This is a genomic window from Salinicola sp. CR57 (genome assembly GCF_003206585.1).
Lineage (GTDB): Bacteria > Pseudomonadota > Gammaproteobacteria > Pseudomonadales > Halomonadaceae > Salinicola > Salinicola lusitanus.
Map to the genome: position 1 here is coordinate 17,854 of NZ_PZJL01000008.1, position 18,052 is coordinate 35,905.

Here is an 18,052-nt window from a genome sequence, read left to right on the forward strand (position 1 = left end):
GGTCAAACCGGCCTCTTGCGGGACGGGCCCCTCCGCGCGGCGACGGTTTTGCCGGTCAAAAACTCGCTATATGATGGCGCGCCGTCGGGGATAAGTTATGTTGCAATGGGTAAGTCACGGGCACGGTGCGATCTGAATCACACCCTGACGCACGCCGGCCGGCCTGTTGTCTACGCGATCGGAACGCCGATCAACACAATAAACGGGAAAAATTCGAGGTATGCGCATGAAACGCCACGCATTAACCGCAGCCGTTCTCTCCTCCGCCCTGATGGGCGCCCTGTCGATCTCCACGCCAGCCATGGCACAGGATCAGCAATACATCACCATCGGCACCGGCGGTCAGACCGGAGTCTATTACGTCGTCGGTCAGTCCGTTTGCCGGATGGTCAATCGCAGCGCCGAGGAGAGCGGCATTCGGTGCAACGCACCGTCCACCGGTGGTTCCGTTGCCAATATCAACGGCATCAAGTCCGGCGAACTGAACATGGGGGTGGCGCAGTCGGACGTGCAGTACAACGCCTACAACGGTAAGGCGCAGTTCGATCAGCCGATGGAGAACCTGCGTTCGGTCTTCTCGCTTCACGGCGAGCCGTTGACCATCCTGGCGCGCAAGGATGCCAACATCCAGTCGGTGCAGGACCTGAAGGGCAAGCGTGTCAACATCGGCAACCCGGGTTCCGGTCAGCGTGCCACCATGGAAGTGCTGATGGACGCCGAGGGGTGGGACACCAGCGTCTTCTCGCTCTCCTCCGAGCTCGGTGCTGCCGAGATGGCCTCCGCGCTGGCTGACAACAACATCGATGCCATGGCCTACGTGGTCGGTCACCCCAATGGCGCCATCCAGGAAGCGACCACCACCGTCGCCTCCAACCTCGTCCCGTTGAACGACGATGCCGTCAAAGGGCTGGTCGACGAGTTCCCCTACTACAGCATGTCCACCATCCCGGGTGGCATGTACGAGGGCAACCCGGACGACGTCGAGACCTTCGGTGTTCGCGCGACCTTCGTGACCTCCGCTGACGTCGACGACGAAGTCGTCTATCAGACGGTCAAGGCCGTGTTCGACAACTTCGATCGCTTCAAGCGCCTGCACCCCGCGTTCGCCAACCTGACGCCGGAAGACATGATCAGCCAGGGCCTTTCCGCCCCGCTGCATGAAGGAGCCAAGCGCTACTACAAGGAGCAGGGCTGGCTGTAATGGCCCGACGCCATTCTCGATAGAAGGCGTTGACACTCTGGCGCGGCGGTTGTCTGCAACCGCCGCGCCGTTGGATGGAATCCCCGCGACGGTGATCGTCGCATCGAATCAAGCGTGAACCGATGTCGTGTCGACGTCGGTCCACTCACCGGCCGCCAAGGGCGCCGGGCCCTTTCTCGAGTGAGAGAGTAGGGGGCACTGTTTTGCACAACAGCGAACGGAACGCCGAGGGCGAGATATCATCGCAAGGCGGACAGGCCTTGATGGCGTGGCGCTCCGGAGTCCCGTGGCGCAACGATTCGCTCGCGCAGGCAACGATTCCGTGTTTCCTCACGTCAGGATCTGCTCATGACCGATAACAAGACTTCCGGCCCCGATCAGGCCAAGCTGGAAGAACTGGCCGCGACCGATACCGGTGGTCGCAAGTTGACCGGAACGCCCAACCGCATCCTGCTCGGTGTGGCGGCGCTGTGGTCGCTGTTCCAGCTCTGGATCGCTTCGCCGCTCCCCTTCATCGTCGGGTTTGGCGTCTTCAGTGCCACCGAGGCACGCTCCATTCACCTGGCTTTTGCGGTTTTCCTGGCCTTCATGGCTTACCCGGCGTTCAAGCGCTCGCCACGAGAGCGCATGCCGATCCTCGATTGGGTGATGGCCTTGGTCGGGGCGTTCTGTGCGTCCTACCTCTACTTCTTCTACGCGCAGCTATCGCAGCGCCCCGGTGCGCCGATTCTGCAGGACGTGATCGTCGGTGTGGTGGGGATCGTGCTGCTGCTCGAGGCGACACGCCGAGCGCTCGGCCCGCCGCTGATGATCATCGCGCTGATCTTTCTGGTCTATTCGCTGGCGGGACCCTACATGCCAGGGATCCTGGCCCATCGTGGCGTCAGCTTCTCGGGGCTGGTCAACCATCAGTGGCTGACCACGCAAGGGGTGTTCGGCATCGCGCTGGGGGTCTCCACCAGCTTCGTCTTCCTGTTCGTGCTGTTTGGCGCACTGCTCGACAAGGCCGGCGCCGGCAACTACTTCATCAAGGTGGCGTTCTCGCTGCTGGGGCACTATCGCGGTGGCCCGGCCAAGGCCGCCGTCGTCTCTTCCGGCCTCACCGGCCTGATTTCCGGCTCTTCGATCGCCAACACCGTGACCACCGGCACCTTTACCATTCCGATGATGAAGCGCGTCGGTTTCAGCGCTACCAAGGCAGGGGCGGTCGAGGTTTCCTCGTCCGTCAACGGCCAGATCATGCCTCCGGTGATGGGCGCGGCCGCGTTCCTGATGGTCGAGTATGTCGGCATTCCGTATATCGAGGTGATCAAGCACGCCTTCTTGCCCGCCGTGATCTCCTATATCGCGCTGCTGTACATCGTCCATCTCGAGGCGCTCAAGGCGGGCATGCAGGGGCTGCCCAGCGGTAACCCTCAGCGGCCCTGGCTCAACAAGATCCTGGGCTTCCTGACCGGGCTGGTCGGCATCATGGCGCTGGCATTCGCCGTCTACTACGGCATCGGCTGGCTCAAGCCGGCGCTGGGCGATTCGGCTTCCTGGGTCATCGCCCTGGGCGTTGGCGCCGTCTATATCGCACTGCTGAAGATTGGCTCCCATTACCCGGAACTGGAAGTGGACGACCCTTCCCAGGAGATCACCCAACTGCCGCGCACCAAACCCACGGTGATGGTGGGGTTGCACTACATCCTGCCGGTGATCGTGCTGGTGTGGTGTCTGATGGTGGAGCGCCTGTCACCGGGCCTGTCGGCGTTCTGGGCCACCGCCTTCATGATCTTCATCATCCTGACGCAACGCCCGGTCGACGCTTTCTTCCGTGGCAAGAGCGAGCTGGCCAGCGACATCAAGCGTGGTGGCATGGATCTGTGGGACGGACTGATCGATGGCGCCCGAAACATGATCGGCATCGGTATCGCCACTGCGACCGCGGGTATCATCGTTGGCGCCGTCGCGCAGACGGGGGTTGGGCTGGTGCTGGCGGATCTGGTCGAAACGCTGTCGATGGGCAATCTGCTGCTGATGCTGCTGCTCACCGCGGTGCTCAGCCTGATTCTGGGCATGGGGCTGCCGACCACCGCCAACTATATCGTGGTTTCCGCGCTGCTGGCGCCGGTGATCGTGCAACTGGGCGAGCAGAACGGGCTGATCGTGCCGCTGATCGCGGTCCACCTGTTCGTGTTCTACTTCGGCATCATGGCCGACGTCACGCCGCCGGTGGGGCTGGCCTCGTTCGCAGCGGCGGCGATCTCCGGCGCGGATCCGATCCGCACGGGCTTCCAGGCGTTCTACTACAGCTTGCGGACCGCGGCGCTGCCCTTCCTGTTCATCTTCAACACCGATCTGCTGCTGATCAATGTCGACTGGCTCCACGGGATCGTGATTTTCATCGTGGCGACGGCCGCCATGCTGATCTTCGCGGCGGCGACGCAAGGATTCATGCTGGTCAGGAGCCGCTGGTACGAGAGCCTGCTGCTGTTGCTGGTTGCCTTTTCCCTGTTCCGCCCCGGTTTCTGGATGGACATGGTCGATGCGCCCTATGAAGAGGTGCCACCGGCTCAATTCGAGCAGGCACTGGGGGAGATCGGCCCTGATGGCCACCTGATGACGCGGATCGAGGGGCTCGATGCCTATGGCGCGCCGACCAGTTTCGTGATTCAGGTGCCGGCGACGGAGGGGGAGACCGGGGCCGAGCGTCTGCAGAGCCTGGGCCTACATCTGATGCAGGAAGATGGCAAGATGCTGGTGGACATGACCGATTTCGGCAGCCAGGCGGAAAAGCTGGGCTTCGACTTCGATCAGCAGATCGTCTCGGTGCGTATCCCCAGGTCGCAGGTGCCGAAAGAGCTGATGTGGATTCCGGCGCTGCTGCTGTTCGGGCTGGTCGTGATGCTCCAGCGGCGTCGCCGCGGACCCAAGGACGGCAAGTCCGAGCACCTGGCGACCGCCTGACGCCGAGTCGCGTCCGTGTCAACATGACGGCCGTCTCTCACGAGGCGGCCGTTTTCGTGGCGAGGCGTCATCGTGCCGTCAATGCATGACGACATCATGACCGGAAGTGAGGTGAACGTGAGCTTTCCCGACGCATCCATCGATTATCGCCGCCACCCCGAGTGCTACCGGATCGGCCATGGCGAGCGTGGTGCCTTTCATGTCCAGCCCTACAAGGATGAGCTGCTGCCGTTGTGGGCAATTCGCAACGAAGCCGATGCCAGACAGGCGATCGAAGACTTGAGCGCCAGATACAGGGCTTATCGCGAGCAGGACGATTTTGTCGGCATGGACATGGCGCGGAAATATCTACAAATGGGCTACACCCGTGCGCGGCGCTATGCGCGCTACCCCGGCGGGCGCAAGAAAGATGCCGACGGTAGCCTACGCCAGCCTGGCAATGCCGACCCGGAAAAGGCACGTATCGCCGAGCGCTATCAAGTGGCGCTCGACGCGGTACGCAGCGATGATGCCTACCTGCGTGCCAAGCGCGACTATCAACGCCGCCGCAAGGCGGACAGGCGTCGATGACAGGCCGCCTGTGGGCGGCATTACCCGTACGTTTTCTGACAGGAGCCTCTTCGTGCCAACGCTTTCTGCGATTTATCGCTACCCGATCAAGTCGACCGCGGGGTCGTCCCTGCGACATGCGCGGGTCGAGGAGGAGGGCGTTGTCGGCGATCGCCGTTTCATGGTGGTCAAGCCTGACGGCACTTTTCTCACCGCCCGCACCCATCCCGGGCTTCAGCGAGTCCGGGCACAGTTCGACGGCGAGCGACTGACCCTGACCCATGATGCCCTGCCACCAGTGGACGTGGCTCGCGAGGAGTTCTCGGGCCATCCCTTCGATACCCAGGTCTGGGCCGATCCCTTCACCGCCACCACCACTCACACCTCGCTCGACGAGTGGTTCAGTGACGTCGCCGGCGAACCGGCGCGGCTGCTTTGGCTGGGGGAGCGATCGTCGCGCTATCGGGACACGATCGGGGTGAGAGTCAGTTTCGCCGATGGCTACCCGTTGTTGCTGATCTCCGAGGCCTCGCTGGAGGATCTCAACACCCGTACCGACGGCACACACGTGATGGCGCAGTTCCGGCCCAATCTGGTCGTCGCAGGCACCGCTCCCTACGCCGAGGATGGCTGGAAGCGCATTCGCATCGGCGAGGTGACATTTCGTGTCGACGCGCCGTGTGCTCGCTGCGCCATGGTGACGGTCGATCCGGCCCGGGGCGAACAACGTCGCGACAAGGAGCCATTGAAGACGCTGGCGAGCTATCGACGCGGCGACAAGGGAAAAGTCTTTTTTGGCCAGAACCTCGTGGCGGAAAACCAAGGAGAGATCCGCCTGGACGATGCCATCGAAGTGCTGGAAACGAGCCGTTGAGACGACTCGTTGAGGTGAACCGGTGATGAATTGAAGATGAACGTAGTCTTCCGGTAACGTTCAGATAACCTTAACTGTCGATCGGATGAGTATCGTTCATCTTCACGCAAGGTTATCGATCAAATTGTTACATTAGTTTTTATTAAATATTCGATGTGTCCGGGCGGATGACCGACAAGCGGTCATCCGCATGATGACGCCTCTCATCCAGCGTTAATCCACCATTCACCGATCGTTCATCCTTGCTGCCGAAAGCCGCTCGAATCGGGGTGACGCCCTCGCGGAGACATGGCCACTCTCCCTCTTCGCATGTAACGGCGTGTGACTGCCGATGTCTGGCCGACATTTCTGAACCAACATTCAATCACCTTGCGTTACAAAATTTGCCGTCGGCAAATCACTTTTTGCTTGCCCGTACCTACCTCTCCGCCTTACGACTTTAAGCGAAGCCTACGCCTTTGGTCTCATGGCAACTCCCAACCGTCATCGAGTCGTCGGCAAGGCCGGGAAATTTCGAGTTTTGGTTTATCCGTCACGCAATGGCGTCAGTCCACTCAAAAGCCATGATGGCGCTGGACGACGACCTGCCATTGGTCATCTAGGGGGTGTTAGACATGCAATTCTTCGATCGTCTGCTGCTTGAAAACCGCGCCTGGGCTGCCGGCATGAAAATGGCCGATCCAGGTATCTTCGAACGTCTGCACGAGGGGCAGGCGCCCGCCGCGCTGTGGATCGGCTGCTGTGACAGCCGCGTGCCGGCGGAGCAGATCTGCAACGCCAAGCCTGGTGAGCTGTTCATCCACCGCAACATCGCCAACTTGGTGCACGAGGACGATGCCAATGTATCGAGCGTCCTCGAGTTCGCCATCAACGCGCTGAAGGTGGATCACATCATTGTCTGTGGCCACCGTGGCTGTGGCGGTATCCAGGCGGCCGTGAGCGGTGGCGACGCCCTGCAGGCCTTGCCGTACGTCGACCAGCACCTGGGCCAGGTCAAGCAACTGGTCGCCGAGCGCGGGGAAGAACTCGGGCGCTTTTCACAGTTGAGCGAGAAGGTCGACCATGTCGTCGAACTCAACGTCATCGCGCAGATCGAGCGACTGTCGACCATGTCACAGGTCACCGACAGTTGGCAGGCGCGCAAGGCGCCGAGCCTGCACGGATGGGTCTACGACCTGGCGAGTGGACATCTGGAAGAGGTCTATCGTCGCGAGCCCGATTGGGCGGAAGGCGCCTCCGCCGAGCCGACCTGGCAGCGCGCTGCCGCCGGGTGAGCCGACACTTACCGCTGTGACTCATGGACTCGAGGACACGACAATGACACAAACGACACGATCGGAACCGTCGACCCACACGGCATCGAATCGGCACGACCGGCCCACCACGCTCTCCCTACGTCACCTCTCGCGGGACATTCCTGCCGGTATCGTGGTCTTTCTAGTAGCGATTCCACTCTGTCTGGGGATCGCTTTGGCCTCGGGGGCACCGCCCATTGCCGGGCTGGTAGCCGGCATGGTCGGCGGGCTGGTGGTAACGATGTTCAGCGGTTCGGCGCTCAGCGTCAGCGGTCCGGCGGCCGGCCTGACCGTCATCGTGCTGGATGCGATCGAACAGTTGGGCAGCTTTTCCGCTTTCCTGATCGCGGTGGTGCTGGCCGGCGCGCTGCAGCTGCTGATGGGGATCTTCAAGTTGGGCCGGATCGGAGCCTTCGTGCCGACCTCGGTGATCAAGGGCATGCTGGCAGGCATCGGCCTGATCCTGGTGCTGGGTCAATTCCCGATGGCGCTGGGACATCCGCTGGAGGACATGCCCTCGATCACCGAACCGTTCGCCCTGTTCAGCGGTATCTCGCCGCTGGCCACGTTGATCGCGCTGTTCAGCCTGACGCTGCTGGTGCTGTGGGAACAGCCGGTGATCAAGCGGCACCGGGCACTGGCATTGATCCCGGGGCCGCTGCTGGTGGTGCTCGGCAGTATCGCCATCGATCGCCTGGTGGGCGGCGTGATGCCCGGCCGGGCGCTGGGCGCGGGGCACCACATCGATCTTGGCGGCCTGTCCGGGCCCTCGGAACTGATCGCCCAGATGACACGTCCCGATCTCGGTGCGCTGGCCAATCCGGCGGTCTATACGGTTGCCATCACCATCGCCATCATCGCCAGCCTCGAGACGCTGTTGAGCCTGGAGGCCATCGACAAGCTCGATCCGCTCAAGCGGCACTCGCCGCCGCACCGCGAATTGAAGGCCCAGGGCATCGGCAACATGGTGTGCGGACTGGTCGGAGCGCTGCCGGTCACCGCGGTGATCGTGCGCAGCTCCGCCAACGCCAATGCCGGCGGCCGTACCCGGCTGTCGAGCCTGATTCACGGCGGGCTGCTGCTGGTGAGCGTGGCGTTTCTGGCGGTTTGGCTCGAGCTGATTCCCCTGGCGACGCTAGCGGCGATTCTGCTGCACACCGGCTACAAGCTGGCCAAGCCGGCACTGTTCATGGAGCAGTATCGCGAAGGCATGCGTCGCTTCATTCCCTTTACCGTGACGGTGATCACGATTCTCGCCACCGATCTGCTGATGGGCGTACTGGTGGGACTGGTGTGCAGTCTCTACTTCCTGCTCCAGTCCGGCTACCGCTCGGCCATCACCTGTACCCGGCGCGGCGAGCACATGCTTCTGAAGTTCCAGCAGGATGTCTCGTTTCTTAACCGTGAGGAGATGCGCCAGTGTCTCGACGCCGTACCGGACAGCGGCGACCTGATCATCGATGCCCGCGGGGCAAACTACATCGATCCCGATATCCGCGAGGACATCGACCGATTCGTCGACAATGCGGCAGCACGCGGGATCGTGGTGGAGTTGCGTGACGTGGAAGGCACCAACGGCACCTTCGGCCATGTCGAATCGCCTCCCGGCGCCGCTCACGCGGTTTGATCGATGGTCGTTACGTCCGTCCGGCAGTGACCGCCGCGCCTCTCCAGAGGCGCGGCGGTTTGCGTTTCAGCAGTCCGGTGTCACTGGCATCGCCGCGTCACGTCGACGACCCGGCTTGCACGGCGCCGAGCGTCGAGCGACCGTCGCGGGTCAGAGCAGCTTGCGCAGATAGACGCGCTTCAGACCGAGCTCTTCGACGCGATGCGTCTCCACATAGCCGTAGCGCCGGTAGATCGCCAGATTCTCGTGCATCAGCGCCTGGGTGTAGAGCGTGATGTCGCGAAAGCCCAACTGGCGAGCGCTGGCTTCCGCGAACTCCAGCAAGGTCCGGCCGAAGCCGCGGCCCTGGGCGGAAGAGCTGACTGCCACGTTGTCCAGCAGCAGCGTGTCGGGCTTGGGGATCAGCACCAGCAAGCCGACGATCTCGCCGCCGGCCTGCAGCAGGTTGACGTAACCGGCATCGATATAGCGCGCATAGCGCTCGTCATCGATGTCCTGTATCGGCCCCGGTGTCTTGCCGATGCGGGCGATGTAGTGGCCGTAGGCGTCGCGGACCAGCGCTTCCACCGCGCTCAAGTCCTCGGCGGTGGCCACACGCAGTGTGGCATTCGTCGGGTTCATCGACGCTCCTTGTCAAACCGGGTATCGCAGTCATCGGCTCCCAGTTGCATGACCTCGGTCGGCGCGCCCTCGGCGTCGAGTTTCACCTGGCCGATACCGGCACGATTCCACAGTCGTTCGCCTTTCGAGCTGCGCTCGGGGCAATAGGGCTCGATCAGCATGCGGCGGCGCTTGGTGAGCCAGTTGAGCGGCGACCAGGGTGCATAGAGCCAGCGATTGAGGCGATCGAACCAGTCGAGCAGGGTATCGGGAAAGGTGTTCTTGAGACCGCTGCTGGTGATCTGCCACATCTGGGGACTGTTGCGGCGCTGGCGAATGGTGATCGCATAGACGAAGGAGTAGTGGACGTCGCCGGAGAGGATCACGTAGCGCTGCGGGGTGCGACTATGGCGCAGGATATTGAGCATGGTACGGGCGGCCCCGGGGTGTGCCATCCAGTTCTCGGCGTCGACCAGCAACGGCTTGCCGAACCAGGTGAACAGGCGCTGGATGCCCTCGATCAGCTTGACGCCGAAGATCGGGGCCGGCGAGACGATGATGACCGATGGTTCCCCGAGCAACTCCTGCTGGAACTCGCTCAGTGCTTCCCAGTCCATCAGCCCCGAAGGATGATGCCGGCGGCGTTCGCTTCGCCAGCGTCGGGTGCGCGTATCCAGCACCACCAGGCGAGGCGTCGAGTCGATGGTGTAGCCCCAGCCGGTGAAGCGCAGCAGCCGGGTCACCAGTTGGTCGTGCAGTTGGCAGTCGAAGCCGCTGTCACCGGTGGCGGAGTCCAGCCACTCGCAGCTGGCACGCAGCGGCTCGGCCAACCCATCGGGATCGTTGCCCCAGCCCTGGCAGAGCAGGTACGCGATCAGGGCATTGCCCACGATCCGGCGCGAGAATGGGTGGTCGTAGACCGCGGCCTCCCAGGCGGCGGATAGGTTCCAGTCGTCGGTGACGTCGTGGTCGTCGAAGATCATCAGCGTGGGCAGGTGGGCGAGCAGGCGTGCCACCCCCGGCAGTCCGGTGACGAACGCATCGATATGCCGCTGCTCCCGGCGATAGCGGGCCTGCTCCTCCGCGCTGAGGCGGGGTAGCTCGACCTCGATCAGCCGCCACGGAGTCGGCGACCAGACCAGCAGGTACATCGCCATCACCTCGGCGAAGGTGATCAGGTGGTTCTCGGCGCTGGCGGTGGTGAAGATGGGCTTGCGCACGCCACCGAAGAACTTCTCGCGCAGCGCCTCGGTGGAGCGGATCGCCGGTAGCAGTTCGTCCCGATGATAGTAGGTCTCGTCGCGGGCATAGAGCTCGCTGCCGCTGGCGATGTCCGTCCCTTCCAGGCATTCGTCGTAGAGGCCGAGGCGGGCGATCAATGCATGGATGGCGGCCAGCATCGGGCCGGCGACGTCGTCGGCGTAGATCTGGTCACCGGTCAGCAGCAGTGCCGCCGGCCTGGCGGCGGCGTCGTCATGGCAGCCGTCCAGCCAGCGGTCGGCGCGTGCCAGGCCGTCCCCGCTGGCGTGGTGGGGTTTGCGACAGGAGCCATGAAGCAGATTGTCGTGGCGCGAGCGCAGCACCAGCGTGGGGAGCGGCTCGTTGCCGTAGCACAGCGCCTGGCCCCAGTCGCCGGTCGAGCGCCATTCGGACTCGCCATGGTAGGCGAGGTCGTAGGTGATGCGGACATCCTGGGGCAGGGCCGTATCCAGCTCGAGGTCGATCAGATGGAGGTGGGCATGGGTGCCCACTTCGACTCGGGTCGTTGCCGCGGCCAGCGGGTGTGTCCATGACGCAGCGGCGGTGGTCAGGGTCAGCCGGAGCTCGAGCGGGCGTGATGCGGTCAGCCACAGCACCAGCCGCCGGGGCGCTGCCCGGCGGAGTATCGGCCCGGCCAGGATGTCGGGAAGGTCGTCTGACAAGTCGCGGTTCCTGAGAGTATCGATGGGCCAAGCATACTTCAGTCGTGGCTCCCGGCCACGCCCCCGGTGAGGATCCAGCGCATCGCGTTCAGCGCCGTCGCTTGAGCGTCCTGTCGATCACGTCCAGCCCTGGCGTGTAGTCGCCACGGGCCGCTTGCAGGGCTCTCGCCAGCGCCTGTTCGGCGACCCGGTCGTGGTCCTGTGGCAGCGAGTTCACCTTGCAGGGCAGGAAGTCGAGTAGCCGATCATCACCGAAGGTGGCCAGGCGCAGGTTGGCCGGGGGCACACCGTCTGCGAGCAGCACGTCGAGCAGGCCCTCCATCAGGGTGTAGGAGGCGGTGACGATGGCGTCCGGCAAGCCGTCGTCATCCAGCAGTCGTTGCATCAGCCGTGCGCCGCTATCACGGTCGTAGCGCTCGCCGCTGAAGCAGCGGGGATGGCACCTGGGCTCGCTGGCCAGGGCATCCAGAAACCCGCGCCGCCGCTCGGCGCTGATCGAGAGATCCGGGACGGCGTCCAGCCACACCACGTTGGTCACGTCGTCGGCCAGCACCGAACGGGTCAGCATCTCGCCGGCGGCACGACCGTTGGTCACGATGTTGACGAAACGCTCGGGATCCAGCGGTCGGTCGATGGCGATGATCGGCAACCCCTGGGCCAACAGTTCGACGTAGAACGGGTCCTGGGGGCTCAGGCTACTGGCGACCAACAGCACGTCGCAGCGCTGGGCTCGCAGGGATCTGGCGACTTCGCGCTCGCTCTGGGGGTCGTCGTCGGAACCGGCGATCAGCAACTGGTAGCCCTGCCGGCGCGCGCCATGCTCGAGACGCTTGGCCAGCCGTGCATAGCTGCCGTTCTCCAGATCCGGCACGATCAGGCCCAGAGTGCGGCTGTCGCCTCCCCGCAATGCGGCCGCCTGGGCATCGATTCGATAGTCGTGGGCATTGGCGATGGCCAGCACCCGTGTCACCGTGGCATCGCTGATGCGTCTTGCTTTGGCTTGGCCGTTGAGGACATAGCTGGCGGTCGTGCGGGAGACGCCGGCCAGTCGGGCGATGTCGGCAAGCTTCATGCAAGGCTCCTGCAAGGCTCATGGGAGAGGGTGGCGCATTTTCACGGTCTGAACGATACCGCGTCGGGCCCTGGCGGCCCAGTCTGATTTCGGCGACTGTGACGTCTGGCATGGGGTGAGGCGAAGGTCTAGCTTGCCAAACCGGTCGCCAGCGGAGAGCATTGGCATCATTGAGGTGACACGATTCAGCTAGAGCGCCTGGACCTGCCCGTTTGACTGCCCCCGGCGGCGCTCGACAGGCCACGAATCGTGCATCGAACGACCCACTCGGAGAGATCGTTATGTTGACCCTCCAGCCGCAAGACGCGGCGCTCGATTGCCACGCCGACAGTTGGCAGGAGGCGCTGGATCAGGCCGCCGCCTCGTTGCACGAGGCCGGTCTGGTCGAAGCCGGTTACCGCGATGCCCTGCATGCCCGCGAGGCGCAGGGCTCTACCTTCCTCGGCAGCGGTATTGCCATTCCCCATGGTACCCCCGAGAGCCGCGGTCAGATCCACCGCACCGGCGTCCGCCTGTTGCAGTTCCCGGCCGGAGTGACCTGGCACGACGGCAACCGGGTGTTCCTGTTGGTGGCGATCGCCGCTGCCAGCGACGAGCATCTCGACGTGCTGCGCCATCTGACTCACGTCCTCGACGACGAGGGGGTCGCCGATCGCATCGCCAACGCCGACAGCGCCGAAGCGATGGTCGCACTGCTCGCCAAATCGCCGGTCAAGGCGCGCCTGGACGCCGGCACGCTGTGCCTGGGCTTCCCGGCGCGGGATCGTTTCGAGCTGGCGTTGGCGGCGGCGGCGCGACTGCGCCAGGCGGAGTGCGTCGATGCGAGCTTCGTCGCCGCGATCACCGAGCAGGAGCCGGTCGCGCTCGGTCAGGGGCTGTGGCTGGTGAGCGCCTCCCTCGGCGTCAGCCAGCCGGCGCTGGGGCTGGCAACGCCAGAGCGGTCGTTCAGCGGTCCGAAAGGCGTGGTCAATGGCGTCTTCTGCGTGGCGGCGCAAGGCGACGTTCACCGGACGCTGCTGGAGCGACTGGCGGATCTGCTGGACAGCGGCGAAGGCGAGGCGCTGATCGATGCCGACGCGGACCACGTCCTGGCTCGGTTGTCCGGTGAATCGAATCATGCCGAGACCGCCCGGGCGACGCTGCTCAATGCCCATGGCCTGCACGCACGGCCCGCCAAGTTGCTGGTCCAGGCGGCCCGCGAACAGTCGCTGCCGGTTCGGGTGCGCTTGATGGAGGGCGCGGCGGAGACGGTTTCCGCCGCCAGCCTCACCAAGGTCATCGGCCTGGGTGCCCGGCGCGGTCAGACGCTGATCTTCTCCGCCGAGGGGGAGGGGGCCCAGGCAGCGCTGGCGGCGATGGTCGCTGCCGTCAAGTCGGGCCTTGGTGAATCGGTGCGCCCGCTCGCGGACGCCGGCCTCGCCGATCACGCGTCTCGAGACGAGACCGTGGCGCGAACGGCCGAGGCAGTGCAGGAGCCGATCGCCGACGATACGGCGTTGCCGGCCACGGCCGCCTCGCCGGGCCTGGCGATCGCGCCGGTCTTCGTGATGCGCGCTCCCAGCTTCGACTACCCCGAGCGGGCTCGTGATCTGGCATCGGAGCAACAAGGGGGGGCCGAGCGCCAGCGGGAGCGTCTGGGTGCCAGCCTGAGCGAAGCGCGTGATCAGTTACGCGCGCTGATCGGCACCGCCAAGGGCGGCGACGTGGCCGAGATCCTCTCCATGCACGCCGAGATGCTCGACGATCCTGAGCTGCACGAAGCGGCCTTCGAAGGCATGCGCGATGGACTGAGTGCCGAAGCCGCCTGGTGGCAGGCGATCGATACCGCCGCCCGCGCCCAGGAAGTGCTGGCGGACCGCCTCCTGGCCGAGCGGGCAGCGGATCTTCGCGACGTGGGCCGTCGCGTGCTCGGCGTGTTGTGCGGGGTAAAAATGCCGACACCGCCGCCGCGTCCGTACATTCTGGTCACCGACGACATCGGGCCCTCCGACGTGGCACGCCTCGATACCGCCCAGGTGCGGGGACTGCTGACTGCCCGCGGCGGCGCCACTTCCCACAGCGCCATCCTGGCGCGGGCGCTGGGCATCCCCGCCGTCGTGGGTGCCGGCCCGCGGGCGCTGACGCTCGCCAACGACGATGAACTGATCCTCGATGGCGATCTCGGCCGGGTGATCGTGCGCCCCAGTGCGGAGCGCCGTGATCGCGCCGAGCTGCGGCTCAAGGAGCTCGAGCGTTTGCGCCGCGAGGCCCATGGGGCGCGCTTCGAAGAGGGACGCACCGCCGACGGCAAGCGTATCGAGGTCGCCGCCAACCTGGGCAACACCGCCCACGCCGCCGACGCGGTGGAGCAGGGCGCCGAGGGTGTCGGGCTGCTGCGCACCGAATTCCTGTTCATGGCGCATCCGGAGGCGCCCGATCTGGAGACCCAGATCGGCGAGTACCGACGCGCCTTCGACGCCCTCGATGGCCGTCCGCTGGTGGCGCGCACGCTGGATGTGGGCGGCGACAAGCCCCTGCCTTACTGGCCGGTGGCGGCGGAAGACAACCCCTTTCTCGGCCTGCGCGGCATTCGTCTGGCGCTGACCCGACCCGAGGTGCTCGAGACCCAGTTGCGGGCACTGTTGACCGCCGCCGGTGATCGGCCGCTGCGGATCATGTTCCCGATGGTCAAGGACGTCGACGAGTACCGCCAGGCGCGCGCCATCGTCGACCGCCTGCAGGCGGAGATCGGTGCCGGCGACATTCAGGTCGGAGTGATGATCGAGATTCCTTCCGCGGCACTGCTGGCACCGAGCCTGGCCGCCGAGGTCGATTTCTTCTCCATCGGCACCAACGATCTGACCCAGTACACCCTGGCGATCGATCGTGGCCACCCCGAGCTCTCTTCCCAGGCGGACGGCTTGCATCCGGCGGTATTGCGGCTGATCCAGATGACCGTCGAGGCCGCCCACGCCGAGGGCAAGTGGGTCGGCGTCTGCGGCGAGCTGGGGTCGGATGCCGCCGCCGTGCCGGTGCTGGTCGGCCTGGGGGTCGATGAACTGTCGGTGTCGGTGCGCCAGGTGCCGATGGTCAAGGCGCGGCTGCGTGGCATCACCCAGGCAACGGCGCGGCTGCACACCGAGACGGCGCTGGCCCAGGCCACCAGCCAGGCCGTGCGCGATGCGCTGGAGGCGCTCTGATGGCCCATGTGCTGGTGGTGACGCTCAATCCGGCGCTGGATCTGTCGATCCAGTTGCCGCGACTCGAGCCGGGGGCGGTCAATCGCACGCGGTCGTCGCATCTGGCGGCGGCCGGCAAGGGTCTCAACGTGGCCCAGGTGCTGGTGTCGCTGGGCCATCGGGTGACGCTGTCGGGCTTCCTGGGCGCGGACAACGATACCGCCTTCGTCCAGGCCTGCCGGCGCGACGGTATCGAGGATGCCAGCCTGCGCCTGCCCGGCGAGACCCGGATCAACGCCAAGCTTGCCGAGGACGACGGCCGAGTGACCGACGTCAACGGCCCGGGGCTCGAGGTCTCCGAGGCCGCGCTGGCCGAGCTCACCGCTGCGCTGGTCGCCTGCTGCGAGACTGCGGCGCCGTCGGCGGTGGTGGTGACCGGCAGCCTGCCACCGGGCGTGTCTCCCGCGGCGCTGGCGAGGCTGGTCGAAACGCTCAAGGCGAGCGGTATCCCGGTCTGGGTCGATACCAGCGGGCCGGCGCTGGCGGCGGCACTGGCGGTGGCGCCTCACGCGGCCAAACCCAACGAGCAGGAGCTCGCCGATTGGGCCGGCGGCCCGCTGGACGACCCGGCCTCGCAGCTCGATGCGGCCCGGCGGCTGCATGCGGCCGGCGTCGAGGAATCGATACTGTCGCTGGGTGCGGCGGGTACGCTGTGGGTCAGCCGCCGCGGCGAATGGCGGGCGATCCCACCCAGGGTCGAGGTCAAGAGTACGGTGGGGGCCGGCGACACCCTGCTGGCCGCGCTGCTGCATGGGGTGATCGCGGGTCAGTCACCGCAGGACGCCCTGCGCCAGGCGACGGCGCTGGCGGCAGAAGCGGTTCGGCATGTCGGCGTCGGTAATCCGCACGTCGAGGATTTCCAGCAATTACTGCAACAGACGCGTGTCACTCGCTGTGGCGACACACGTCAGGAGGGGGCATGAACGGTGAACGCATGAACGTCATTCTGGTTACGGCCTGCCCCAGTGGCATGGCGACGACCTTTCTGGCCGCGAGGCGTCTGGAGCAGGCCGCGCGGCGTCGCGGCTGGCAACCCCAGATAGAGATGCACGGCGAACTCGAACCGGTCGCGCCGGTCTCGGCCCAGGCGATCGCCGAGGCAGACCTGGTCGTGGTGGCCGCCGAGCGGGTGCCCGAACCGTCCCGCTTCGTCGGCAAGCGGCTCTACCGTGCACCGATCCAGCAGGCGCTGCCCGATCCCGAGGCATTTCTCGAGCGTGCCGCCCGCGAAGCGACGGCGTTCGACGCTGCCGACGAGCCCGCCAATACGCCGGCGGTGGCAGAGGCGAATCCTTCCCGGACCAGACGAATCGTCGCGGTGACCGCCTGTCCTACCGGGGTGGCGCACACCTTCATGGCGGCGGAGGCCCTGGCCCAGGCGGGCAAGGCGATGGGGCACGCGATCCACGTCGAGACCCAAGGCTCTGTGGGGGCGCAGAACGCGCTGACCGCCGATGACATCGACGCCGCCGACGTGGTGGTGCTGGCCTGCGATATCGAGGTCGACGACACCCGCTTCGCCGGCAAGCCGATCTACCGCACTTCCACCGGCGCGGCGCTGAAGCAGCCCAAGCAGACCCTGGAGACGGCGCTGGCCGAGGCCCAGGTCGAGTCGAACGGCGCGCCCAAGAGCGGCGGCGCAGGGGCCGGCGGCAGTGCGAGCAAGAGCGCCAAGGAGCGCGGCCTCTACAAGCACTTGCTGACCGGGGTGTCGTTCATGCTGCCGATGGTGGTGGCGGGCGGCCTGTGTATCGCGCTCTCGTTCGTGTTCGGGATCAAGGCCTTCGAGCAGGAAGGCACCCTGGCCGCGGCGCTGATGCAGATCGGCGGCGGTACGGCGTTCAAGCTGATGGTCCCTGTACTGGCCGGCTATATCGCCTACTCGATCGCCGACCGCCCCGGCATCGCCCCGGGGATGATCGGCGGCATGCTGGCATCGACCCTGGGCGCCGGCTTCATCGGCGGGATTCTCGCCGGCTTCCTGGCCGGTTACTCGGCGTCGGCGGTGACCCGCTATGTCAAGCTGCCGGCGAGCGTCGAGTCGCTCAAGCCGATCCTGATCATCCCGCTGCTGGCGAGCCTGTTCACCGGTCTGGTGATGATCTACGTGGTGGGCACGCCGGTGGCGGCGATCCTCGCCGGGCTGACCCAGTTCCTCAACAACATGGGCTCCACCAACGCGGTGCTGCTGGGCCTGCTGCTGGGCGCGATGATGTGCTTCGACATGGGCGGCCCGGTCAACAAGGCGGCCTACACCTTCGGTGTTGGCCTGCTCTCCACCGAGACCTACATGCCGATGGCGGCGATCATGGCCGCCGGCATGGTGCCGCCGATCGCCATGGGTATCGCCACCCTGCTGGCGCGGGGCAAGTTCTCGCAGCCGGAACGCGAAGCGGGCAAGGCCTCCTTCGTGCTGGGACTGTGCTTCATCACCGAGGGGGCGATCCCGTTCGCCGCCAAGGACCCGCTGCGGGTGATTCCGCTGGCGATGATCGGTGGTGCGGTCACCGGTGCGCTGTCGATGTGGTTCGGGATCAAGCTGATGGCGCCCCACGGCGGCCTGTTCGTGCTGCTGATCCCCAACGCGGTCAACATGGCGCTGCTCTATCTGGTCGCCATTGCCGCCGGGTCGCTGGTCACCGGGGTCGGCTACGCGCTGCTCAAGCGCGGCGAGAGCGAGCTGCCGGCGGTCGCCGACGAGGGCACTGGCGCCCTCGGCAGCGGGGAGCGCGCCGGCTGAAGCCG

Annotated in this window: 12 protein-coding genes; 9 read left to right on the forward strand and 3 right to left on the reverse strand. The window is 65.6% G+C overall.

Annotated features, from left to right (window positions below; genetic code table 11):
* The first annotated feature begins 226 nt into the window (after positions 1 to 226).
* The 6 genes from DOM56_RS14125 to DOM56_RS14150 all read left to right on the forward strand — a co-directional run bounded on the left by DOM56_RS14125 (position 227) and on the right by DOM56_RS14150 (position 8,495).
* On the forward strand, positions 227 to 1,201 hold the full coding sequence (locus tag DOM56_RS14125; RefSeq protein WP_110709814.1) for a TAXI family TRAP transporter solute-binding subunit: 975 nt from the start codon (positions 227 to 229) through the stop codon (positions 1,199 to 1,201).
* A 348-nt stretch (positions 1,202 to 1,549) separates the two neighbouring features.
* The gene (locus DOM56_RS14130) at positions 1,550 to 4,150 is read left to right on the forward strand and encodes a TRAP transporter permease (protein WP_110709773.1); all 2,601 of its coding nucleotides are present in this window, start codon (positions 1,550 to 1,552) and stop codon (positions 4,148 to 4,150) included.
* An 81-nt stretch (positions 4,151 to 4,231) separates the two neighbouring features.
* A complete protein-coding gene (locus DOM56_RS14135) occupies positions 4,232 to 4,720 on the forward strand; it encodes a DUF4385 family protein (RefSeq protein ID WP_232822311.1) in 489 nt (162 codons plus the stop codon).
* Positions 4,721 to 4,772: 52 nt separating this feature from the next.
* Positions 4,773 to 5,573 carry an MOSC domain-containing protein gene (locus DOM56_RS14140; protein ID WP_110709774.1) on the forward strand — a complete coding sequence of 267 codons (801 nt, stop codon included), beginning with the start codon at positions 4,773 to 4,775 and terminating at the stop codon, positions 5,571 to 5,573.
* Positions 5,574 to 6,187: 614 nt separating this feature from the next.
* Positions 6,188 to 6,847, forward strand: coding sequence for a carbonic anhydrase (locus DOM56_RS14145; RefSeq protein WP_110709775.1), 660 nt, complete (start codon positions 6,188 to 6,190; stop codon positions 6,845 to 6,847).
* Between the two features lie 43 nt (positions 6,848 to 6,890).
* The gene (locus tag DOM56_RS14150; protein ID WP_110709776.1) at positions 6,891 to 8,495 is read left to right on the forward strand and encodes a SulP family inorganic anion transporter; all 1,605 of its coding nucleotides are present in this window, start codon (positions 6,891 to 6,893) and stop codon (positions 8,493 to 8,495) included.
* A gap of 150 nt (positions 8,496 to 8,645) precedes the next feature.
* Here the strand turns inward: DOM56_RS14150 and DOM56_RS14155 are convergent, their stop codons facing one another.
* The 3 genes from DOM56_RS14155 to cra all read right to left on the reverse strand — a co-directional run bounded on the left by DOM56_RS14155 (position 8,646) and on the right by cra (position 12,089).
* A complete protein-coding gene (locus DOM56_RS14155) occupies positions 8,646 to 9,116 on the reverse strand; it encodes a GNAT family N-acetyltransferase (protein WP_110709777.1) in 471 nt (156 codons plus the stop codon).
* Entirely contained in the window at positions 9,113 to 11,017 is a 1,905-nt protein-coding gene (locus tag DOM56_RS14160; RefSeq protein WP_110709778.1) for an alkaline phosphatase D family protein, read from the reverse strand. Before DOM56_RS14160 ends, DOM56_RS14155 begins: the two co-directional genes overlap by 4 nt.
* Before the next feature lie 88 nt (positions 11,018 to 11,105).
* The gene (gene cra, locus DOM56_RS14165) at positions 11,106 to 12,089 is read right to left on the reverse strand and encodes a catabolite repressor/activator (RefSeq protein WP_110709779.1); all 984 of its coding nucleotides are present in this window, start codon (positions 12,087 to 12,089) and stop codon (positions 11,106 to 11,108) included.
* Between the two features lie 281 nt (positions 12,090 to 12,370).
* Here cra and ptsP point away from each other — a divergent pair, with 281 nt between their 5' ends.
* From ptsP to DOM56_RS14180, 3 genes are read left to right on the forward strand one after another with little or no spacing between them, the layout of a single operon-like run.
* Complete coding sequence (gene ptsP / locus DOM56_RS14170; protein WP_110709780.1) at positions 12,371 to 15,268, forward strand: phosphoenolpyruvate--protein phosphotransferase; 2,898 nt, start codon at positions 12,371 to 12,373, stop codon at positions 15,266 to 15,268.
* The gene (gene pfkB, locus DOM56_RS14175; protein ID WP_110709781.1) at positions 15,268 to 16,230 is read left to right on the forward strand and encodes a 1-phosphofructokinase; all 963 of its coding nucleotides are present in this window, start codon (positions 15,268 to 15,270) and stop codon (positions 16,228 to 16,230) included. The genes ptsP and pfkB overlap by 1 nt, the downstream gene beginning before the upstream one ends.
* Before the next feature lie 11 nt (positions 16,231 to 16,241).
* Entirely contained in the window at positions 16,242 to 18,047 is a 1,806-nt protein-coding gene (locus DOM56_RS14180; protein ID WP_110709816.1) for a PTS fructose-like transporter subunit IIB, read from the forward strand.
* The last annotated feature ends 5 nt before the right edge of the window (positions 18,048 to 18,052 follow it).